Below are 17,509 nucleotides of genomic sequence, written 5' to 3' on the forward strand. Positions count from 1 at the left end.
GGTGGGCGGGGGCCCTGGCGGGCGGGTGTCCGGCGGGCCGACGGACCGGCGCGTTCGCGTGGCCGGTGATATTGCCGATCCGCACAGCGCGCCGCCAGTCGACAGTGAAACGGCCAGTCCACCGGCGATGCCCGGCCGGTGCGGCACCGGAACGCCCGTTCCCGCGTGCCGGTGCCCGAACGGCCGTCGGCCGGGCCTGTCGCCACGAGAGAGAGGACGACTCGTCGTGCACTCCACCCCCCACACCCCCGCCGGTCACCGTGGCTCGCGCAGAACGTCCCGCCCGACCCGGCGTCGGCTGGCCGGCGCGGCGGCGGCGATCACCGCGGTCGTCGGGCTCAGCACCCTCACCAGCCCGGGCGCCCAGGCCGCCGACAACCCCTACGAGCGCGGCCCGGCTCCCACCCAGTCCAGCATCGAGGCGCTGCGCGGCCCGTACTCCGTGTCGGAGACGTCCGTTTCCTCGCTCGGTGTCACGGGCTTCGGCGGCGGCACCATCTACTACCCGACCAGCACCAGCGACGGCACGTTCGGCGCCGTGGCGATCGCGCCCGGCTTCACGGCGTACCAGTCCTCCATGGCGTGGCTCGGACCGCGGCTGGCCTCGCAGGGCTTCGTGGTGTTCACCATCGACACCAACACCACGGTGGACCAGCCCGCCTCCCGGGGCGAGCAGCTTCTCGCGGCCCTGGACTACCTGACCCAGCGCAGCACCGTGCGGACCCGCGTCGACAGCAGCCGGCTCGGCGTCATGGGCCACTCCATGGGCGGCGGCGGCACGCTGGAGGCGGCCAAGGACCGGCCCTCGCTCCAGGCCGCGATCCCGCTCACGCCCTGGAACACCGACAAGACCTGGCCGGAGGTCAGCACCCCCACCCTGATCGTCGGCGCGGACGGGGACACCATCGCCCCGGTCTCCTCCCACGCCGAACCGTTCTACTCCAGCCTGCCGTCCAGCACGGACCGCGCCTATCTGGAGCTGAACTCCGCGACGCACTTCTCACCGAACTCGTCGAACACGACGATCGCGAAGTACAGCATTTCCTGGCTGAAGCGGTTCATCGACAACGACACCCGCTACGAGCAGTTCCTGTGCCCGCTGCCGTCGTCGAGCCTGACCATCGAGGAGTACCGGGGCAACTGCCCGCACACCTCCTGACGCTCGTCCGGCCCCACCCGGCGGCGGTCGCCCATCCGGCGGCCGCCGCCGGTGCTGTGCAGGTGCACGGACGCGGGGGCCGCGCACTGGGCACCGACACACTTCGGGTCATGTGCATGACCAATGGATGCGCAGGTCGGACGGGACGGCAGCCCGTCCCGTAGTGCGGACCTCTCCCTTCCGCCTCTGGTTACGCGCGCGTAACCTCCCGGGAATGACCGGAAACACGATCGTACGTCCGGCTGTGCGGATGCACGGGCGGAGCACGCAACGACGGGCGGTCGCCGCCCTGCTGGACCAGCTGCGGACGCACGGCGCCGGACTCGTCGTGACGGGGGAGCCCGGCCTCGGCCGCACCGCTCTCCTGCGCTGGGCCGCCCGGGGCTTCACGGCCGGGAACGTTCTTCATTTGCGGGCCGGCCCGGGCGGCGGCCGAGCGGCCCCGGGCTGTCCGGACGGTCCAGGAGGGCCGGGGGTCTCGGCGGTACCGCACGGCCACGGACGGGCGTGGCCCCGAGGGGAGGGCGGGTTCGCGTGGCTCCCGGACCAGGACGGCCTGGAACGGCTCCCCGGCCACGGCACACGCGCCGGGGCCGGGGAAGCCGGCCGAGGTACGCGCGCGGGGGAGGGCGGCCCGGAGGCCGAGCCCGGCACGGACACCGCGGACGCCTGGGCAGGCCCGGAGGCCGGGCAGGGCGCTCACGCGGCGCGTCCCGATCGGCGGCCGCAGGCCCAGGGCCGCGAGCAGGGTGCGGACGGGTGGGCCCCCGGGCGGCGCACGTACACGTGGACCCCCGGTCCGGGTGTCACCCCGGGTGCGCTGCTCGACGCCTTCCGCGCCGCGGCCCACGGCGGCCCGCTGCTGGTCTGCGTGGACGACGCCCACCTCTGGGACGCCGCGGGCCGCGCCGCCCTGGGCGCGGTGGCCGGGCGGCCGGACGCCGCGGACCGGGTGGGGCTGCTGCTCTCCGTCGCCGGGCACCGCGCCGTCGACGCGGAGTTCGCCGCCCTGCCCGTCGTCCGCCTGGACCCGCTGACCCCGGCGCAGGCCACCGCGCTCCTCGACGAGGTGACCGACCGCGCCGTGGAACCCGCAGTCCGCGCCGAACTGCTGGCCGAGGCCGAGGGCAACCCGGCCCTGCTGCTCGCCCTGGTCCACCGCCTGTCCGCCGCCGAACTGCGCGGCCGGCGTCCGCTGCCCCGGCCGCTCGCCGACGCCGGCACCCTGGCCGCCGTGGCGGGACGGGCCCTGACCGGGCTGTCGCCGGACGCCCGGGACCTGCTGCTGACGGCGGTGCTGGCGGCACGGACGTCGGACGCCCCGGACGCCGACACCGGCCTGGTGCGGGACGCCGTACGGCGTCTGCGGCCCGCCCAGGCGGAGCCGCACCCGCAGCCGCCCCCGGAACTCGAACCCGTCGCCGAGGGCGGACTGCGCTTCCTCAGCCCGCTGCTGCGGCGGGCCGTGCGCGCCACCGCGGCCCCGGACCGGCGGCGGGCCGCGCACCGGGCGCTCGCCGACGTCCTGGAGGCCGGCGGACAGCGGCTGCCCGGGCTGCTGCACCGCTCCTGGTCCGAGACCGCACCGTCCCCCGGGCTCGGGGACCGGCTGGCGGCCGAGGCGTCCGCCGGGACGGCGCCCGCCTCCCACCGGCTGCGCGCCACGGCGTACGCCCGCGCCGCGGAACTGGCGGCGGACGGCCCGGTCCGCGCGGAGCGGTACACCGCCGCCGCCGAACAGGAACTGCTCGCCGGGCGCCCCGACCGGGCGCGTCCGCTGCTCGCCACCGCCCGCGGCTGCGCCGCGCCACCCCTGGTGCGGGGGCGGGCCGAGCTGGTGAGCGGGCTGACCGAACTGCGGGACGGTCCCGTCGAGGACGCCCACCAGTCGCTGCTGCTGGCGGCGTCCCTGCTCGCCGGCCCCGCCCCCGATCAGGCCGCCGCCGCCGTTCTGGCCGCCGCGAACGCGGCCTGGGCGGCGGGGGACCTGGCCGCCTGCCTGGCCACGCTCGGCACCGGCGAGGGGGCGCGGGGCACCGTGGGCGACCACCGGCTCGGCATGCGGGCGCTGCTCGAAGGGCGCTTCGACCGCGCGGCCGGACCGCTCGGGCACGTGGTGCGCCGGGCCGGCACCGACGACCGGCCCGAGTCGCTGCTGCGGTCGGCCGCCGCCGCCCTGCTGCTCGGCGAGGTGGACGCCGCCCGCCGGGCCGGGGCCCGTGCCCTGGCCGCCGCCCGGCACCTGGGGTCGGCCGCGCTCGTCCCCCAGGCCCTGGAGTACCTCGCCTACGCCGAACTGCGCGCCGGTCGGCACGCCCAGGCCCGCGCCCACGCCGAGGAGGGGCTGCGCACCGCGCTGCGGGCCGGGCAGCGCAACACGGCGGCCCTGCACCACGCGGTGCTGGCCCTGGCGGCGTCCATCGAGGACGCCCCGGACGTCGTGGCCCGCCATGTGGACGCCGCGCAGACCACGGCCCGGCGGCACGGCCTGGCGCAGGCCGCGACCCTCGCGGAGTGGGCGGCGGCCCGCGTCGACCTGGGCCGCGGCCGGCCCCTGGACGCGGCCGACCGGCTCGGCCTGCTGGTCCTGCCCGGCCCCCGGCGCGGCCACTTCGCGGTGTGGCGGCTCGCCGTGCCCTGCTTCGTGGAGGCCGCGGTGCCCGCCGGACGGCACGAGGAGGCCCGTACGCTGCTGGCGGACTTCGCCGACTGGGCGGCCTTCGGCGCCGACCGGCAGTCCGTCGGCCAGCTCGCCCGCTGCCGCGCCCTGCTGGCCGCGCCCGAGGACGCCGACGCGCTCTACCGCGCGGCGCTGGCGCGGCATGACGAGACCGACGGCGGTGACTTCGAACGGGCCCGTACGGCGCTGCTGTACGGCAAGTGGCTGCGCCGCCGGCGCAGACCGCGGGAGGCCCGGGACCACCTCGGCGGCGCGCTGGCCGGTTTCGAGCGGTGCGGCGCCGGCGTGTGGGCGGAACAGACGCGCGGCGAACTGCGCGCGATCGGCGGCGCCTCACGCGCCGAGGGCGCGGGCGCGCTGACCCGGCTGACCCCGCAGCAGCTCCGTATCGCGCGGTACGTCGCCGAGGGCGCCACCAACCGTGAGGTGGCGCTGGCCCTCGCGGTCAGCACCCGCACGGTGGACTACCACCTCCGCAAGGTCTTCGCGGCGCTTGGCGTCCGCTCCCGGGTGGAACTGGCCCGCATGGTCGAACAGTCGGAACAGACCGCCGCCCATCCGTGACCACCGCCCACCCGTGACCGCCGGCGGTCCGTGACCACGCCCACCCGTGACCGCCCCCCACCCACGACCGAGTGCCTCACTTGACCAGCGTCTCGAAACCCGTGTCGGCGCAGTAGGCCGCCGCGCGGCCCTCGGCGGCCGGATCACCCCCGACCGCCAGGCCGGTGTCCTGGAGGATGTGGCTGCCGTCGACGTCCAGGCCCTCCTGGTCCAGCGCCTTCGCGGCGGCGACGACCGCGTACCCGGCGACCTCGTCGCCGCCCTCCGACGCGCGCTCGGCCCGCTCCCAGACGGCCAGCCTGGTGCAGTAGGTCTCCCGGCGGTTGCGGACCTCCTCGGGATCGGTGCCGGAGCAGCCGGCCGACGCGCACACGGCGACGGCGACGGCCGCGGCCGCCACCGCCCGCACGGCACCCCGTGGCCCCCCGCGACCGCGTCTCCCGCTCCACCCCGTGCCACGCATGGACATCTCCGCACTCCCCACCCCGGAACGATCACGGCACCTTACCGGCCGACCCGGCCCGGAGCAGGATTCGTGCTGCCGAGGACCTAGGGACCGACCGGACGGTATGCCATCCTTCGGGGCAGGACGAGTCAGGGGACAGCCGCGCACGGGCCGGGCGCCCGGTGCGAGCCGCCGCTGGAAGCCCGAGCCTTGGGGAGGGCCGCGATGCAGCACGCCGTACGGTCACGAGCAGCGATCCGCTCCGCACCCGCACCCGTTCCGCGCCCGCGGACCCGCCGCGTCACGTCGCTGATCGACGCCGACGCGCTGCGGGTCCTGCACCGGGCCGCCCGCGTCCTCCTGGACGACCTGCCCGACCTCACCGACCGCCTGGTGGCGGTGCTCCAGGAACAGGAGCCCGCCTACCGCGCGGCCATGGCCGGCGACCCCACCGGGACCTGGCAGGAGGCGCACCGCTCGCTGCGGCACAGTGTCACCTCGTTGCTCGACCCGCGCAGCAACCGGGAGGCGGCCCGCCGCTGTTCCTGGCGGATCGGCGCCACCCGCGCCGAACAGGGGCTGCCGCTGGACGCCCTGCTGCACGCGTTCCGCCTCGGCGGCTCCCTGGTGTGGCAGCGCCTGGTCGAGGAGACGAGCCGCACGGCCCCCGAGGACGTGCGCCTGCTGGTGCATGTCGCCTCCGACGTGTGGAACTTCGTCGACGAGCACTCCACCCTCGTCGCGGACGCCTACCGGCAGGTCGAGTGGCAGCTCAACCGCCGCCGTGAGAACCGGGCCCGGCTGCTGGCCGCCGCCCTCCTCGACGGCAGCAGCCGCATCGCCGACCTGCCGGAGACCGCCCAGGCGCTGGACCTGCCCGAACACGGCCGGTACGTCGTCGTCGCCGTGGCCGGCGCGCACCCCGCGCGGTGCGACGCCGCCCGTGCCGCGGCCGTACCGGACGGGCTGCGCGTCCACTGGCACGCCGGAGTCGACGCGGACCACGGCATCGTCCTGCTCGGCGACGACGGCCTGCCCGGACCGGCCCCCGGCTCCACGGATCTCGCCCCGGGCGTCCGGATCGGCGTCGGCAGCCCCGTCGACGGCCTGGCCGCCGTCGGCGACGCCCGCCGTCTGGCCGACACCGCCCTGAGCATCTGCCCCGCCGGCGGCGGCACGGTCCGGCTCGCCGAGCACCTGCCCGCCGCGCTGGTCGTCTCCAGCCCCGAACTCGGCCACGCCCTCGCCGAGCGGGTGCTCGGCCCGCTGCTGCGGCTGGAGCCCGCCGACCGGGAGGTGCTCCTGGACACCCTGACCACGTGGCTGTCCTGCGACGGTTCCGCGCAACGGGCGGGGGAGCGGCTCTACTGCCACCGCAACACCGTCCTCAACCGGCTGCGCCGCTGCGAACAACTGACCGGCCGCTCCCTGGCCCGCCCGTCCGACGTCGTCGAGGTCAGCCTCGCCCTCACCGCACGGCGACTGCTGCCGGACCGGTAGGACCTGTCGTCCGGACCGGGCCGCGGGCGGCCCGCGGTGCCTCGTCAGCGCCGGTGCGCCGGAGCGGGCGCCGGGCTACTCCCGCCACTTCGCCGTCGCGGCGGCCCGCTCGCGCCACTGCCGCACACCCGGCCCGTCCGGCCGCCACCGGTCGCAGAACCGCCGCAGCGCCTCGCACCGGTCCAGCATGACCGCCCTGCGCACCGGCCAGGGCGGCACTTCCCCGCCGTAGGCCCGGAAGAAGTGCCCGAGGGCGTCCCGGTGTCCGGGGTGGTGGGCGCGCCCGATCCACTCGCACCACGCCAGGTCCTCCACCGGTTCCCCGACGTGGGCGAACTCCCAGTCGACCACCGCGGTGACCTCGCAGGTGGCGGGAGTGAACAGGGCGTTGTGCGGACCGAAGGCACCGTGCACGAGCACCGCGTCCGCCCGGTGCTCCCCGTCCTCCAGCACACTCGGCGCGGTGTCGTGGATACGGCGCAGCAGCCGGCCGCAGCTCGCGAGGACCGCCGGGGCACGGCCGGCGTCCAGCAGTTCCTGGCCGGGCACCCCCGTCACGAAGCCGAGCGTCAGGGTGCCCTCGGACGCCCCGCGCACCGGTGGAACCGGCAGCCGCCCGAGGAGCCGGCCCAGCAGCAGGTGCTCGCGGCGCAGCCGCGCGGCGGCGTCCGGGCCCTCGTAGGTCTTCGTCACGACGGCGCCGTCGCCGACGGTGTGATGGGTGTAGCCGTGCCCCAGCGGACGCATCCGCCGATCATCCGGCGCCCGCGGCGCCGTGGCCACCCCGCGTGCCCCGCCCCGGCCCGCTGGGCGTCCGCACAGAGTCACCGCCCCCGGACTGGGACGCCGCAGCGACCCGGGGCCCGGCGCTGTACCGGCCACCGGCGCCCGTGCTGTCGTGAGCGCGCGTTCCTCCCCGAACGCCCGAACGCATGAATACATGAACGCCGGAAGCCCCCGTACCCGTGCCGGTCGCACCGGCACGGCGCCAAGGAGCCGTGATGCCCGAAGCACCACCGGACGAGGCGCCCGCGCTGCACGTCGAGGAAGTCGACGTGACCTACGGCCGTGCCCTGTCCGCCCTCCGTTCCGTGTCGCTGACCGTCCCGCACGGCGGCGTCGTCGCCCTGCTCGGCGCCAACGGCGCCGGCAAGACGACGCTGCTGCGGGCCGTCTCCGGCACGCTGCGCCTGCACCGCGGCGCGGTCACCGCCGGCCGCATCCGCTACGGCGGCACTGCTCTCGACGGCCGCGACCCGGTGGCGGCCGTCCGCGCCGGGGTCGTCCAGGTACCCGAGGGCCGCCGGGTGTTCGCCGGGCTCAGCGTCGACGAGAACCTGCGGGCCGGGGGACTGGGACTCACCCGCCGCGCCCCCGCCCGCACCCGCGAGGCCCGCGACCGTGTCTTCGCGCTCTTCCCGCGGCTCGCCGAACGCCCCCACCAGGCGGCCGGCCTGCTCTCCGGCGGCGAACAGCAGATGCTCGCCATCGGCCGCGCCCTGATGGCCTCCCCCCGCCTGCTCCTCCTCGACGAACCCTCCCTCGGTCTCGCCCCGATGATGGTCCAGCGGATCGGCGACGTGGTCCGCGAGATCAACGCCCAGGGCACCGCCGTACTCCTCGTCGAGCAGAACGCCGGCCTGGCCCTCTCCCTCGCCGACCACGCCCACGTCCTGGAGGTCGGCGAGATCCGCCTGTCCGGCCCCGCCGCCGAACTCGCCCGCACGGACGCGGTCCGCCGGCTCTACCTGGGCGAGACCGCCGACGGTCAGGGGGCCGCGTGACCCACCGCACCGACGCGCCGCCCCCGCTGGAGGTCCGGGAGGTGACCGTCCGCTTCGCCGGCCTGACCGCGCTGGACGAGGTGTCGTTCACCGTCGCGCCCGGCACCGTGCACGCCGTCATCGGCCCCAACGGCGCCGGCAAGTCCACCTGCTTCAACGTCCTGTCCGGCCTGTACCGCCCCGCCTCCGGCACCGTCCGGCTCGGCACCACCGAGCTGACCCGGCTGGCCCCGCACCGGATCGCCGCCCTCGGTGTCGCCCGCACCTTCCAGAACATCGTCACCACCCAGGGCACGGTCGCCGACAACCTGATGCTCGGCCGGCACGCCCTGTCCCGCGCCGGCTTCGCCGCCAGCGCCCTGCGCCTGCCGCACGCCGTGCGCGAACAGCGCGAACACCTCGCCAAGGCCCGCGAGTTCGCCGGACTCACCGGCCTCGGCGCCCACTTCGACACCCCGGTCGCGCTGCTCTCCTACGGCGACCGCAAGCGCGTGGAACTCGCCCGCGCCCTCTGTCTGGAGCCCCGTGTGCTGCTGCTCGACGAACCCGTGGCCGGGATGAACGCCGGCGAACGGGCCCGCATGGCCGAGGTCGTACGGGACGTGCGCGCCGAACTCGGCCTCTCCGTCGTCCTGGTCGAGCACGACATGGGCCTGGTGATGCGGCTGGCCGACGAGGTGACCGTGCTCGACTTCGGCCGCCGCATCGCCCACGGCACCCCAAAGGAGGTCCGCCGCGACCCCGAGGTGCTGCGCGCCTACCTCGGTACCGAGGCGACGGGGGAGGACGCGGCATGACCGGCCTGCTCGACAGCCTCCTCAACGGCGTGGCCCTCGGCTCCGTCTACGCCCTGATCGCCCTCGGCTTCGTCACCATCTTCAAGGCGTCCGGCGTCCTCAGCTTCACCCACGGCTCGCTGCTCCTGCTCGGCGGCTATCTCATCGCCGTCTTCCACGACGACCTGACCTTCGCCGGGGCGCTCGCCCTCGCGGTCGTCGTGACGGCCACCGTCGCCGGACTCGTGGACCGGCTGATCCTCCAGCGGATCGGCACCGACCCGCACGCCGCCCACGTGGCCACCATCGCCACCATCGGCATCGACATCGTGCTCCTCACCGACCTGGCCCGGCGCATCGGCGGCGACCTGCTCACCCTCGGCGACCCCTGGGGCGACGCGGTGACCGAACTGGGCCCGGTGACCGTGGCCGACAGCCGCGTCGCCGCGATCGTCGTCTCCGCCCTCGCCATCGCCGGCGCCTTCGCCCTGTTCCGGTTCACGCCCTGGGGCCTGTCCCTGCGCGCCGCCGCCGAGGACTCCGAGGCCGCCGCCCTGATGGGCGTACGGCTGACCAGGACGCGCATGCTGGCCTGGTGCCTGGCGGGCGCGCTGGCCGCGCTGGCCGCGGTCTTCCTCGCCGCCTTCCCGGCACCGGGACTTGAGCGCACCACCGGCCAGATCGCGCTCAAGGCCTTCCCCGCCGCGATCCTCGGCGGCATGGCCTCGCCCGTCGGCGCCCTGGTCGGCTCGATGCTGATCGGCCTCACCGAGGCGTTCGTCGCCGGCTACCAGTCCGACCTGCACGTCCTCGGCGAGGGCTTCGGCGACGTCGCCCCGTACGCCGTGATGGTCCTCGTCCTCCTGGTCCGCCCCGCCGGACTGTTCGCGGCGAAGGGAGCGGCCCGTGTCTGACCGTCCCGTGTCCGGCCTCCTCAGGCGCGGCAGGTTCCTGCTCCCCCTCCTGCTGCTGTGCGCGCTCCCCTTCTACCTGGACGCCTTCTGGCTGCGCATCGGCCTGTTCTCCATGGCCGCCGCCATCGGCGCCGTCGGCCTCGGACTGCTCAGCGGCACCGCCGGGCAGCTCTCCCTCGGCCACGCCTTCTTCCTCGCCGTCGGCGCCTACGGCTACGTATGGCTGGCCGGGGAGGACGGACCCGGGCTGCCGCCCGCCCTCGCCCTCGTCCTCGCCGTCCTGCTCGCCGGAGCCGCCGGCGGCCTGTTCAGCCCCGTCGCCGGCCGCGTCAAGGGCATCTACCTCGGCGTCGCCACCCTCGCCCTGGTCTTCCTCGGCCACCATGTGCTGCTCACCGCCGACTCCGTCACCGGGGGCTTCAACGGCAGCTCCGTGCCGCCGCTGGAGATCGGCGGCTTCGCCTTCGACCAGGGCGACGGCCTCGCCGTGCTCGGCGTGCCGTTCGGCGCCGAGGAACGCCTGTGGTACCTGGGCCTGGGCCTGTTCGCGCTGACCTGGTTCACCGCCCGCGGCCTGCTGCGCGGCCGCCCGGGGCGTGCCCTGGTCGCCCTGCGGGACAGCGAGACCGCCGCCTCCGTGATGGGCGTGCACGTGGCCAAGTACCGCTCGGCCGCCTTCGTCGTCTCCTCCATGTACGCCGGTCTGGCCGGCGTCCTGCTCGCCCTCGCCTTCCGGCGCGTGGTGCCCGACTACTTCTCCCTCGCCCTCTCCGTCGACTACCTCGCCATGATCGTCATCGGCGGGCTCGGCTCCGTCGCCGGAGCCACCGCGGGCGCCGTCTTCGTCACCGCGCTGCCCCTGCTGATGACCCGCTACGCCGACCAGTTGCCGCTGGTCGCCGCCCCTGGCAGCGGCGACGGCTCGCTCGGCCCGACCGAGGCCGCCCGCTACCTCTACGGCGCCGCGATCGTCGTCGTCCTGCTGTTCGCGCCCGACGGACTGACGGGCTTGGCCCGACGCGCCCGCGCCCGCCTCGCCCGCCGCCGTGACCGCCCCGCACCCACCGACCCCGGGGCCGCGCCCCGGCCCCCGGCAACCACCGTACGAGCCAAGGAGCCCACCCCGTGAACACGCACCACAGGCCCCGCACCACCAAGATCGCCCTGGCCGCGGCCGTCGCCGCCGTGCTGCTCGCGGGCACGGCCTGCAGCTCCAAGGCCGAGGACGACGACGCGGGCGGCGGCGCCGACGGCGTCAAGGCCGGCCCCGGCGTCAGCGACGCGTCCATCAAGCTGGGCGCCCTCACCGACCTGACCGGCCCCTACGCCACCCTCGGCAAGTCCATCGTGCAGGCCCAGCAGATGTGGGCCGACGAGGTCAACGCGGCGGGCGGCATCTGCGACCGCAAGGTCGAGATCGTCGTCAAGGACCACGGCTACGACGTGCAGAAGGCGGTCACCGCCTACGCCGACATCTCCTCCGACGTGGTCGCCCTGCCCCAGGTCATCGGCTCGCCCGTGGTCTCCGCCCTGCTCGACGACATCGAGCGCGACAACGTCCTGACCTTCCCGCAGGCCTGGGCCGCCTCACTGCTCGACAAGGACGCCGTCCAGGTCCTCGGCACCACCTACGACCTCGACATGATCGCCGCCGTCGACTACCTCACCCGCACCAAGAAGGTGACCAAGGGCGACACCATCGGGCACGTCTACTTCGAGGGCGACTACGGCGCCAACGCGCTGGAAGGCTCGGAGTGGGCCGGGAAGGAGGCGGGGGTGAAGGTGGTCGGCCAGAAGATCAAGGCCACCGACACCGACCTGTCCGCCCAGGTCTCGGCGCTGCGCAAGGCCGGGGTGAAGGCGGTCCTGATCAGCGCCGGACCCGCCCAGACCGCCTCCCTCGCCGGCGTCGCCGCCTCCCGCGGCCTGACGGTGCCGATCGTCTCCAGCGCCCCCGGCTACGCCCCGCAGTTGATGAAGACCCCCGCGGCCAAGGCCCTGGAGGCCATGGTGAACGTGGTCAGCGCCGCGCCCGCGGTCAGCTCAGACCTGCCGGGCGTCAAGAAGATGGTCGCCTCCTACGGCAAGAAGTACCCGGACTCGCCGGTCGACTCCGGCGTGCTCTCCGGGTACAACGCCGCCCAACTGCTGGGCGCCGACCTGAAGAAGGCGTGCGAGGGCGGCAGCCTCACCCGCGAGGACGTGGTCAAGGCGCACCGCTCGCAGGAGAACGCCGACACCGGCCTCGGCACCCCGCAGAACTTCACCGACGTCTCCCGGCCCGCCAGCCGCTCCACCTATGTCCTCAAGCCCGACGCCAAGGCGGTGGGCGGCATGGTGACGGTCGAGGAGGCCCACGAGGCGCCCGGCGTCGAGGAGTACCTGGCCTCCCGGGGCTGACGGGACGACGGCCGGTCCGGTCCGCGGTACCGCCCGCGGACCGGACCGTCACCGTCACCGCTCTGGTTCCGGCGAGGACCGACTCCCTAGGATGTACTGTCAGTCAAGTCAGTGCAGTTGGCGCCGTTGAAAGCTGGGGGAATGATGCAGGCCGACAAGCAGCTGTCCAGGGAGATCAACGCCCACGTACCGACAGCGGCTCGTATGTACGACTACTACCTCGGCGGCAAGGACAACTACGCGGCCGACCGCGCCGCGGTCGAGGAGCTGGACAAGGTCGTCCCCAGCACGCGCCGGCTCGCCCTGAACAACCGGCGCTTCCTGCAGCGCGTGGTCAGGGTCCTCGCCCAGGACTACGGCATCCGCCAGTTCCTGGACCACGGCTCCGGTCTGCCCACCCAGGACAACGTGCACCAGATCGCCCAGCGCGTCGACCCCGAGTGCCGGGTGGTGTACGTCGACAACGACCCGATGGTGCTGGTCCACGGCCGGGCGCTGCTGGACCAGAACGACCGCACGGCGGTCATCCACGCGGACATGCGCGCCACCGACCAGATCTTCGCGCACCCCGACACCCAGCGGCTGATCGACTTCTCGCAGCCGGTGGCGGTGCTCTTCAACTCGGTCTTCCACTGCATCCCGGACAGCGACACCGACGGCCCCACCGCCGTCGCCCGCCGGGTCGTCGGGCGTCTCGCGCCCGGCAGTTACGCGGTGATGTGCCAGCTGGTCAGCGAGGACGCCGAGGTCCGCGAGTCCGTCACCGCCTTCATGGACCAGGCGACCCACGGGAACTGGGGCCGGGTGCGTGAACAGAAGGACGTGGCGGAGTGGTTCGAGGGGATGGAGATCCTGGAGCCGGGCCTGGTGGAGGTCTCCACCTGGCGTCCGGACACCGAGGTGGTGCCCCGTCAGCTCACCAGGGAGTGGATCGAGTTCGGCGGCGTGGGCCGCATCGGCTAGCGGCGCCGGGGAGGTGTCCGCTCAGCCCGCGGGGTAGCGCTGCTCGACCGTGCTGCGCAGCAGCTCCACCGACTCGCGCGGGGTGAGCGCCTCGTCGGCCAGCCGGTCCAGGGCGACCCGGTACTCCTCGGTCTCGTCCCGGTCCTCCAGGAAGTTGGCGCTCCTGATGTGCTCCAGGTAGACCACGTCGGGCAGATCGGCGCCGCTGAAGCGCAGATAGGTGACGGGTATCGCGGGCGCCGACGCGTTGGTCACGTTCAACGGCACGATCTGGAGCGTCACATTGGGCCACGCGGCCGTCCGCACCAGGTGCTCCAGCTGCTCGCGCATCACCTCCGCGCCGCCCAGCACCCGCAGCAGCACGGACTCGTCGATGATCGCCCACACCTGCGGCGCGTCGTCGCGGGTCAGCAGCCGGGCCCGCCGCATCCGCAGCTCGACCCGGCGCTGCACCTCGGTCTCGGGCGCGTGCGGCAGGCCGCGCTCCACCACGGCGCGGGCGTAGGCGGCGGTCTGCAGCAGACCGGGGACGTACTGGATCTCGAAGGTCCGGATGGTCGCGGCGGCTTCCTGGAGGCCCACCAGCCGGTCGAACCACTGGGGCATCAGCCGCTTGTCGTACCGCTGCCACCAGCCCGGCTCACCGGCCCGGCGCAACAGCTTGATCAGCGTCGACGCCTCGTAGGGGTCGGTCCCGTAGAGCGTCAGCAGGGTCCTGACGTCGGTCTCCGTCGGGGGCCTGCGGCCCTTGCCGGACTCGATGCGCGAGAGCTTCGCCGCGCTGAAGCCCGCCTCGCGCGCCGCCTGCTCCTGGGACAGCCCGGCGTCCTCGCGGATGCCCGCCAACTGGACGCCGACCAGCATCTTCAGCAGGGTGGGCGCGGGCTCGGGACGGTCCAGATAGGGTTCGAGACGGGAGAGACGAGGCGACGACGCGGCGGACATACCTGACTCCCAGCAGACCGGCAGACTTGGGGAACAGACTATCCCATCCTGCCGGTCCGCACCGTATCAGCCTCTGGGAAAAGGACAGTTGACCTGCTGCTGACCTCCGCTCGCGGCGGAGGCCGTCACACCAGGTGGTCGAACTCGCCGTCCTTCGCCCCGGCCAGGAACGCGGCCACCTCGGCGGAGGTGTAGACGAGCGCCGGGCCGTCCGGGTCACGGGAGTTGCGCAGCGCGACGCCTCCGTCCACCCGGGCGACCTCGACGCAGTTGCCCTCCGCGTTGCTGTGCCGGCTCTTGGTCCAGCTGGCGTCCAACGAACTCGCCTGTACTCCGTTGTGTACTGGTGGCACCGCGGTCTCCTTGCCGTGTTCGGGGGGAGGGGGAGGGGGGAGCGGACAGCGACTCCTCGGCCTCGCGCGCTCCCAGCCGATTTTTCGCGCAATTTCTCGTGCAATTGCACGCGAGCGCTGTCAGCGTGGATAATAGCTGTGACGCAACTCCCGCGTCGACGCCCCAAGCTGACTGCGTATCAGGGAGGCGCCGTGCCGTCATCCGCGTACCTCGTGCTCCGCCCGTCGAGCGAGTCCACCGCGGCGGGCGCACCGGGCCGGTCCGTGGCGCGGTCGGTGCCCGCCCGTGCGCAGGGGCGGACCGCGCCCGTCGGCCGGGACGAGGAACGGCCCCGTGCCCGGGACCGCCGTCCCGCTCCGGCCGGCTGCCGCGTCCCGCGTGAGCGCGGCCACGGCCCGCCCGTCGTCGACGCGCCGGCCGGTACCTGGGCGCGGACGCCCGAGCCCCCCACGGGCGCGCCCCTCCGGGCCGACTCGCCGGCCCGCCCCCTGACGTGACCTGCCCCCCGACCCGACCGCCGCGGAAAGGCCCCCACGCCATGCGCACCGCTCCGACCCCGCAGCCGAGCACCCAGCGCACCGACCGCCCGACGCCGCCGGCCCGCCCCGCCCGGGCCGCGTCCCTGCCCGGACTCGACCAGGTGCCCTGGGAGCACATCCAGGACTCCAGCGGCTCCGCCGCCGGCATCCCCGCCCTGCTCGACCGGGTGGCCACCGGCGACGCCGAGACCGCCCGCGCCGCCCTCGCCGAACTGCGCTCCCGCATCTGCCAGTACGGCTTCGTCGTCGAGCAGGCGACCGCCGCCACGGTCCCCTTCCTCTGGGAGCTGGCCCAGCGGCCCGAGGTGGCCTGCCGGGCGCAGATCATCCGGCTGCTGCGGAGCATCGCGGACGCCCGGCAGTGGGAGAGCACCGCCGCCGCCTACCCCAAGCTGCTCAACCACCGGGAGAACCCGGTGGCCTGGGAGCGCGCGGCCCGTCAGGCCGTCCGCGCCCGGCGCGGCGCCCTGGAGCGGCTGATGGCGGAGGACGACACCGAGATCACCCGCGTCACCTCCGAACTGGCCCGCACCCTGCGGGAGTAGACCCGCGCGCCCCGGAACGGGACCCGCGCCCTCCACGGGGGTGGGGGCGCGGGTCTCCCGGTGCGTGGGACGGTGTGGCGGACTCCGGGCCGAACCGGGTAGGAAAGCGCTTGCCCCACGCTTGCCTCACCCACGGCCGCACTGGAGGACCACGCCGATGGCGTCGTCGTTGGAAAAGCCGCTCGACCACCGCTACCGCGGCGAGCACCCGATACGCACCCTCGTCTACCTGTTCCGCGCCGACCGCGACCGCCTGATCGGCGCGGTCGTCGTCTTCACGGTCAAGCACAGCCCCGTCTGGCTGCTGCCCCTGATCACCGCCTCCATCATCGACACGGTCGTCCAGCACCGGCCGATCGGCGAACTGTGGACCAGCACCGGGATCATCATGTTCATCCTGGTGGTCAACTACCCGCTGCACCTGCTGTACGTCCGTCTCCTGTACGGCAGCATCCGCCGCATGGGCACCGCGCTGCGCTCCGCGCTGTGCACCCGCATGCAGCAGCTCTCCATCGGCTACCACTCCCGGGTCAGCGCCGGTGTGCTCCAGGCCAAGGTCGTACGGGACGTCGAGACCGTGGAGACGGCCGTGCAGCAGACCGCGGAGAACGGGCTCGGCGCCCTCACCGTGCTCACCGGCGGCCTGGTCATCATCGCCGTGCGTACCCCCGAGTTCCTCCCCGTCTTCCTCGTCGTCGTGCCCGCCGCCTCGCTCCTGGTGGCCAGGCTGAGGGCCCGGCTGCGCAGCCACAACGAGCACTTCCGCCACGAGGTGGAGACCCTGTCGTCCCGCGTCACGGAGATGACCCGGCTGATACCGGTCACCCGCGCCCACGGCCTGGAGCGCAAGGCGCTGCGCCGCATGGACGGCACCCTGGACCGCCTGCTCACCTCCGCCCTCCGCCTCGACCTCGTCAACGGCCGCTTCGGCTCGGCGGCCTGGGTGCTCCTCAACGTGATCGGCGTCCTGGTCCTGGCCGGCGCCGGGCTCGTCTCGTACTACGACGTGTGGGGCGTCACCGCCGGTGATGTCGTCATGCTCAGCGCGTTCCTCACCACCCTCACCAACTCCACGACAACGTTGGCGAGCCTCGCCCCGGTCATCACCAAGGGCCTGGAGTCCGTCCGTTCGGTCGGCGAGGTCCTCCAGGCGCCCGAACTGGAGGACAACGAGGGCAAGGCGGAACTGGACTCGCTGCGGGGCGCGGTCACCTTCGAGAACGTCGGCCACGTCTACGACCGCGACGGGCGGCCCGCGGTGCGCGACTTCACCCTCGACGTCGCGCCCGGCGAGACGATCGCGCTGGTGGGCGCCTCCGGCGCGGGCAAGTCCACCGTGCTCAACCTCGTCATCGGCTTCCTGCGCCCCACCTCCGGCCGGCTGCTGCTGGACGGCACGGACATGAACACCCTGGACCTGCGCACCTACCGGCGGTTCGTGTCGGTGGTGCCGCAGGAGTCCATCCTCTTCGACGGCACCATCAGGGAGAACGTCGCCTACGGCATGGACGACGCCGACGAGGAGACGGTGCGCGCCGCGCTGCGCGACGCCAACGCGCTGGAGTTCGTCGACCGGCTGCCGCAGGGCCTGGACACCCTGGTCGGCGAGCACGGCGCCCGGCTGTCCGGCGGGCAGCGCCAGCGCCTGGCCATCGCCCGTGCGCTGATACGGGATCCCCGGGTGCTCATCCTGGACGAGGCGACCTCGGCGCTGGACACCCGGTCGGAGGCGCTGGTCCAGCAGGCCCTCGCCCGGCTGCTGCGCGGACGCACCACGTTCGTCGTGGCCCACCGGCTCTCCACCGTGCGGGGCGCGGACCGGATCGTCGTGATGGGGGACGGACGGATCGAGGAGATCGGCACCCACGAGGAACTGCTCGGCCGCGGCGGGGCGTACACCGCGCTGCACAGCGGCCAGGTCGCCTGACCGGCCCGCGAGGC

General features: G+C 74.6%; 16 protein-coding genes. 12 read left to right on the forward strand and 4 right to left on the reverse strand.

Annotated features, from left to right (window positions below; genetic code table 11):
• Positions 1-226: 226 nt before the first annotated feature.
• Together J7I94_RS11770 and J7I94_RS11775 are read left to right on the forward strand one after the other, a co-directional pair.
• Positions 227-1,159: an alpha/beta hydrolase family protein gene (locus tag J7I94_RS11770; RefSeq protein WP_374198378.1), complete on the forward strand. Its 933-nt coding sequence runs from the start codon at positions 227-229 to the stop codon at positions 1,157-1,159.
• A gap of 214 nt (positions 1,160-1,373) precedes the next feature.
• Positions 1,374-4,403: a LuxR family transcriptional regulator gene (locus J7I94_RS11775; protein WP_215166981.1), complete on the forward strand. Its 3,030-nt coding sequence runs from the start codon at positions 1,374-1,376 to the stop codon at positions 4,401-4,403.
• Positions 4,404-4,479: 76 nt separating this feature from the next.
• Here J7I94_RS11775 and J7I94_RS11780 read toward each other — a convergent pair whose 3' ends face one another.
• Positions 4,480-4,803, reverse strand: coding sequence for a hypothetical protein (locus tag J7I94_RS11780; RefSeq protein ID WP_215166982.1), 324 nt, complete (start codon positions 4,801-4,803; stop codon positions 4,480-4,482).
• 270 nt (positions 4,804-5,073) lie between these two features.
• Here J7I94_RS11780 and J7I94_RS11785 point away from each other — a divergent pair, with 270 nt between their 5' ends.
• A complete protein-coding gene (locus tag J7I94_RS11785; protein ID WP_215166983.1) occupies positions 5,074-6,348 on the forward strand; it encodes a CdaR family transcriptional regulator in 1,275 nt (424 codons plus the stop codon).
• 75 nt (positions 6,349-6,423) lie between these two features.
• Here J7I94_RS11785 and J7I94_RS11790 read toward each other — a convergent pair whose 3' ends face one another.
• Complete coding sequence (locus tag J7I94_RS11790; protein WP_215166984.1) at positions 6,424-7,095, reverse strand: phosphotransferase; 672 nt, start codon at positions 7,093-7,095, stop codon at positions 6,424-6,426.
• 254 nt (positions 7,096-7,349) lie between these two features.
• On the opposite strand from J7I94_RS11790, the gene J7I94_RS11795 reads away from it, so the two are divergent.
• From J7I94_RS11795 to J7I94_RS11820, 6 genes are all read left to right on the forward strand, one after another.
• Positions 7,350-8,132 carry an ABC transporter ATP-binding protein gene (locus J7I94_RS11795; RefSeq protein ID WP_215166985.1) on the forward strand — a complete coding sequence of 261 codons (783 nt, stop codon included), beginning with the start codon at positions 7,350-7,352 and terminating at the stop codon, positions 8,130-8,132.
• Entirely contained in the window at positions 8,129-8,929 is an 801-nt protein-coding gene (locus J7I94_RS11800) for an ABC transporter ATP-binding protein (RefSeq protein ID WP_215166986.1), read from the forward strand. The genes J7I94_RS11795 and J7I94_RS11800 overlap by 4 nt, the downstream gene beginning before the upstream one ends.
• The gene (locus J7I94_RS11805) at positions 8,926-9,822 is read left to right on the forward strand and encodes a branched-chain amino acid ABC transporter permease (protein WP_215166987.1); all 897 of its coding nucleotides are present in this window, start codon (positions 8,926-8,928) and stop codon (positions 9,820-9,822) included. Before J7I94_RS11800 ends, J7I94_RS11805 begins: the two co-directional genes overlap by 4 nt.
• The gene (locus tag J7I94_RS11810) at positions 9,815-10,951 is read left to right on the forward strand and encodes a branched-chain amino acid ABC transporter permease (protein WP_215166988.1); all 1,137 of its coding nucleotides are present in this window, start codon (positions 9,815-9,817) and stop codon (positions 10,949-10,951) included. The genes J7I94_RS11805 and J7I94_RS11810 overlap by 8 nt, the downstream gene beginning before the upstream one ends.
• Positions 10,948-12,222 (forward strand): ABC transporter substrate-binding protein, encoded by a 1,275-nt coding sequence (locus J7I94_RS11815; protein ID WP_215166989.1) that lies wholly within the window; start codon positions 10,948-10,950, stop codon positions 12,220-12,222. The genes J7I94_RS11810 and J7I94_RS11815 overlap by 4 nt, the downstream gene beginning before the upstream one ends.
• Before the next feature lie 144 nt (positions 12,223-12,366).
• The gene (locus J7I94_RS11820) at positions 12,367-13,185 is read left to right on the forward strand and encodes an SAM-dependent methyltransferase (RefSeq protein WP_215167044.1); all 819 of its coding nucleotides are present in this window, start codon (positions 12,367-12,369) and stop codon (positions 13,183-13,185) included.
• A 21-nt stretch (positions 13,186-13,206) separates the two neighbouring features.
• Here the strand turns inward: J7I94_RS11820 and J7I94_RS11825 are convergent, their stop codons facing one another.
• Entirely contained in the window at positions 13,207-14,130 is a 924-nt protein-coding gene (locus tag J7I94_RS11825) for a helix-turn-helix transcriptional regulator (RefSeq protein ID WP_215166990.1), read from the reverse strand.
• 125 nt (positions 14,131-14,255) lie between these two features.
• Positions 14,256-14,483, reverse strand: coding sequence for a DUF397 domain-containing protein (locus J7I94_RS11830; RefSeq protein WP_215166991.1), 228 nt, complete (start codon positions 14,481-14,483; stop codon positions 14,256-14,258).
• 192 nt (positions 14,484-14,675) lie between these two features.
• Here J7I94_RS11830 and J7I94_RS11835 point away from each other — a divergent pair, with 192 nt between their 5' ends.
• The 3 genes from J7I94_RS11835 to J7I94_RS11845 all read left to right on the forward strand — a co-directional run bounded on the left by J7I94_RS11835 (position 14,676) and on the right by J7I94_RS11845 (position 17,495).
• Positions 14,676-14,981, forward strand: coding sequence for a hypothetical protein (locus tag J7I94_RS11835; protein WP_215166992.1), 306 nt, complete (start codon positions 14,676-14,678; stop codon positions 14,979-14,981).
• Positions 14,982-15,022: 41 nt separating this feature from the next.
• Positions 15,023-15,568, forward strand: a complete 546-nt coding sequence (locus J7I94_RS11840; RefSeq protein WP_215166993.1) for a hypothetical protein — start codon at positions 15,023-15,025, stop codon at positions 15,566-15,568.
• A gap of 157 nt (positions 15,569-15,725) precedes the next feature.
• A complete protein-coding gene (locus tag J7I94_RS11845; protein WP_215166994.1) occupies positions 15,726-17,495 on the forward strand; it encodes an ABC transporter ATP-binding protein in 1,770 nt (589 codons plus the stop codon).
• Positions 17,496-17,509 lie beyond the last annotated feature (14 nt).

Origin of the sequence: Streptomyces sp. ISL-12, from assembly GCF_018614415.1 — a bacterium.
In the GTDB taxonomy this organism is placed as follows: domain Bacteria; phylum Actinomycetota; class Actinomycetes; order Streptomycetales; family Streptomycetaceae; genus Streptomyces.

What these genes read in the sequence shown, in the direction of transcription:
- J7I94_RS11775 (WP_215166981.1), top strand. Translation starts at nt 1,374, where the DNA reads ATGACCGGAAACACGATCGTACGTCCGGCTGTGCGGATGCACGGGCGG.
- J7I94_RS11785 (WP_215166983.1), top strand. Translation starts at nt 5,074, where the DNA reads ATGCAGCACGCCGTACGGTCACGAGCAGCGATCCGCTCCGCACCCGCA.
- J7I94_RS11790 (WP_215166984.1), bottom strand. Translation starts at nt 7,095, where the DNA reads ATGCGTCCGCTGGGGCACGGCTACACCCATCACACCGTCGGCGACGGC.
- J7I94_RS11795 (WP_215166985.1), top strand. Translation starts at nt 7,350, where the DNA reads ATGCCCGAAGCACCACCGGACGAGGCGCCCGCGCTGCACGTCGAGGAA.
- J7I94_RS11805 (WP_215166987.1), top strand. Translation starts at nt 8,926, where the DNA reads ATGACCGGCCTGCTCGACAGCCTCCTCAACGGCGTGGCCCTCGGCTCC.
- J7I94_RS11820 (WP_215167044.1), top strand. Translation starts at nt 12,367, where the DNA reads ATGCAGGCCGACAAGCAGCTGTCCAGGGAGATCAACGCCCACGTACCG.
- J7I94_RS11825 (WP_215166990.1), bottom strand. Translation starts at nt 14,130, where the DNA reads ATGTCCGCCGCGTCGTCGCCTCGTCTCTCCCGTCTCGAACCCTATCTG.
- J7I94_RS11840 (WP_215166993.1), top strand. Translation starts at nt 15,023, where the DNA reads ATGCGCACCGCTCCGACCCCGCAGCCGAGCACCCAGCGCACCGACCGC.
- J7I94_RS11845 (WP_215166994.1), top strand. Translation starts at nt 15,726, where the DNA reads ATGGCGTCGTCGTTGGAAAAGCCGCTCGACCACCGCTACCGCGGCGAG.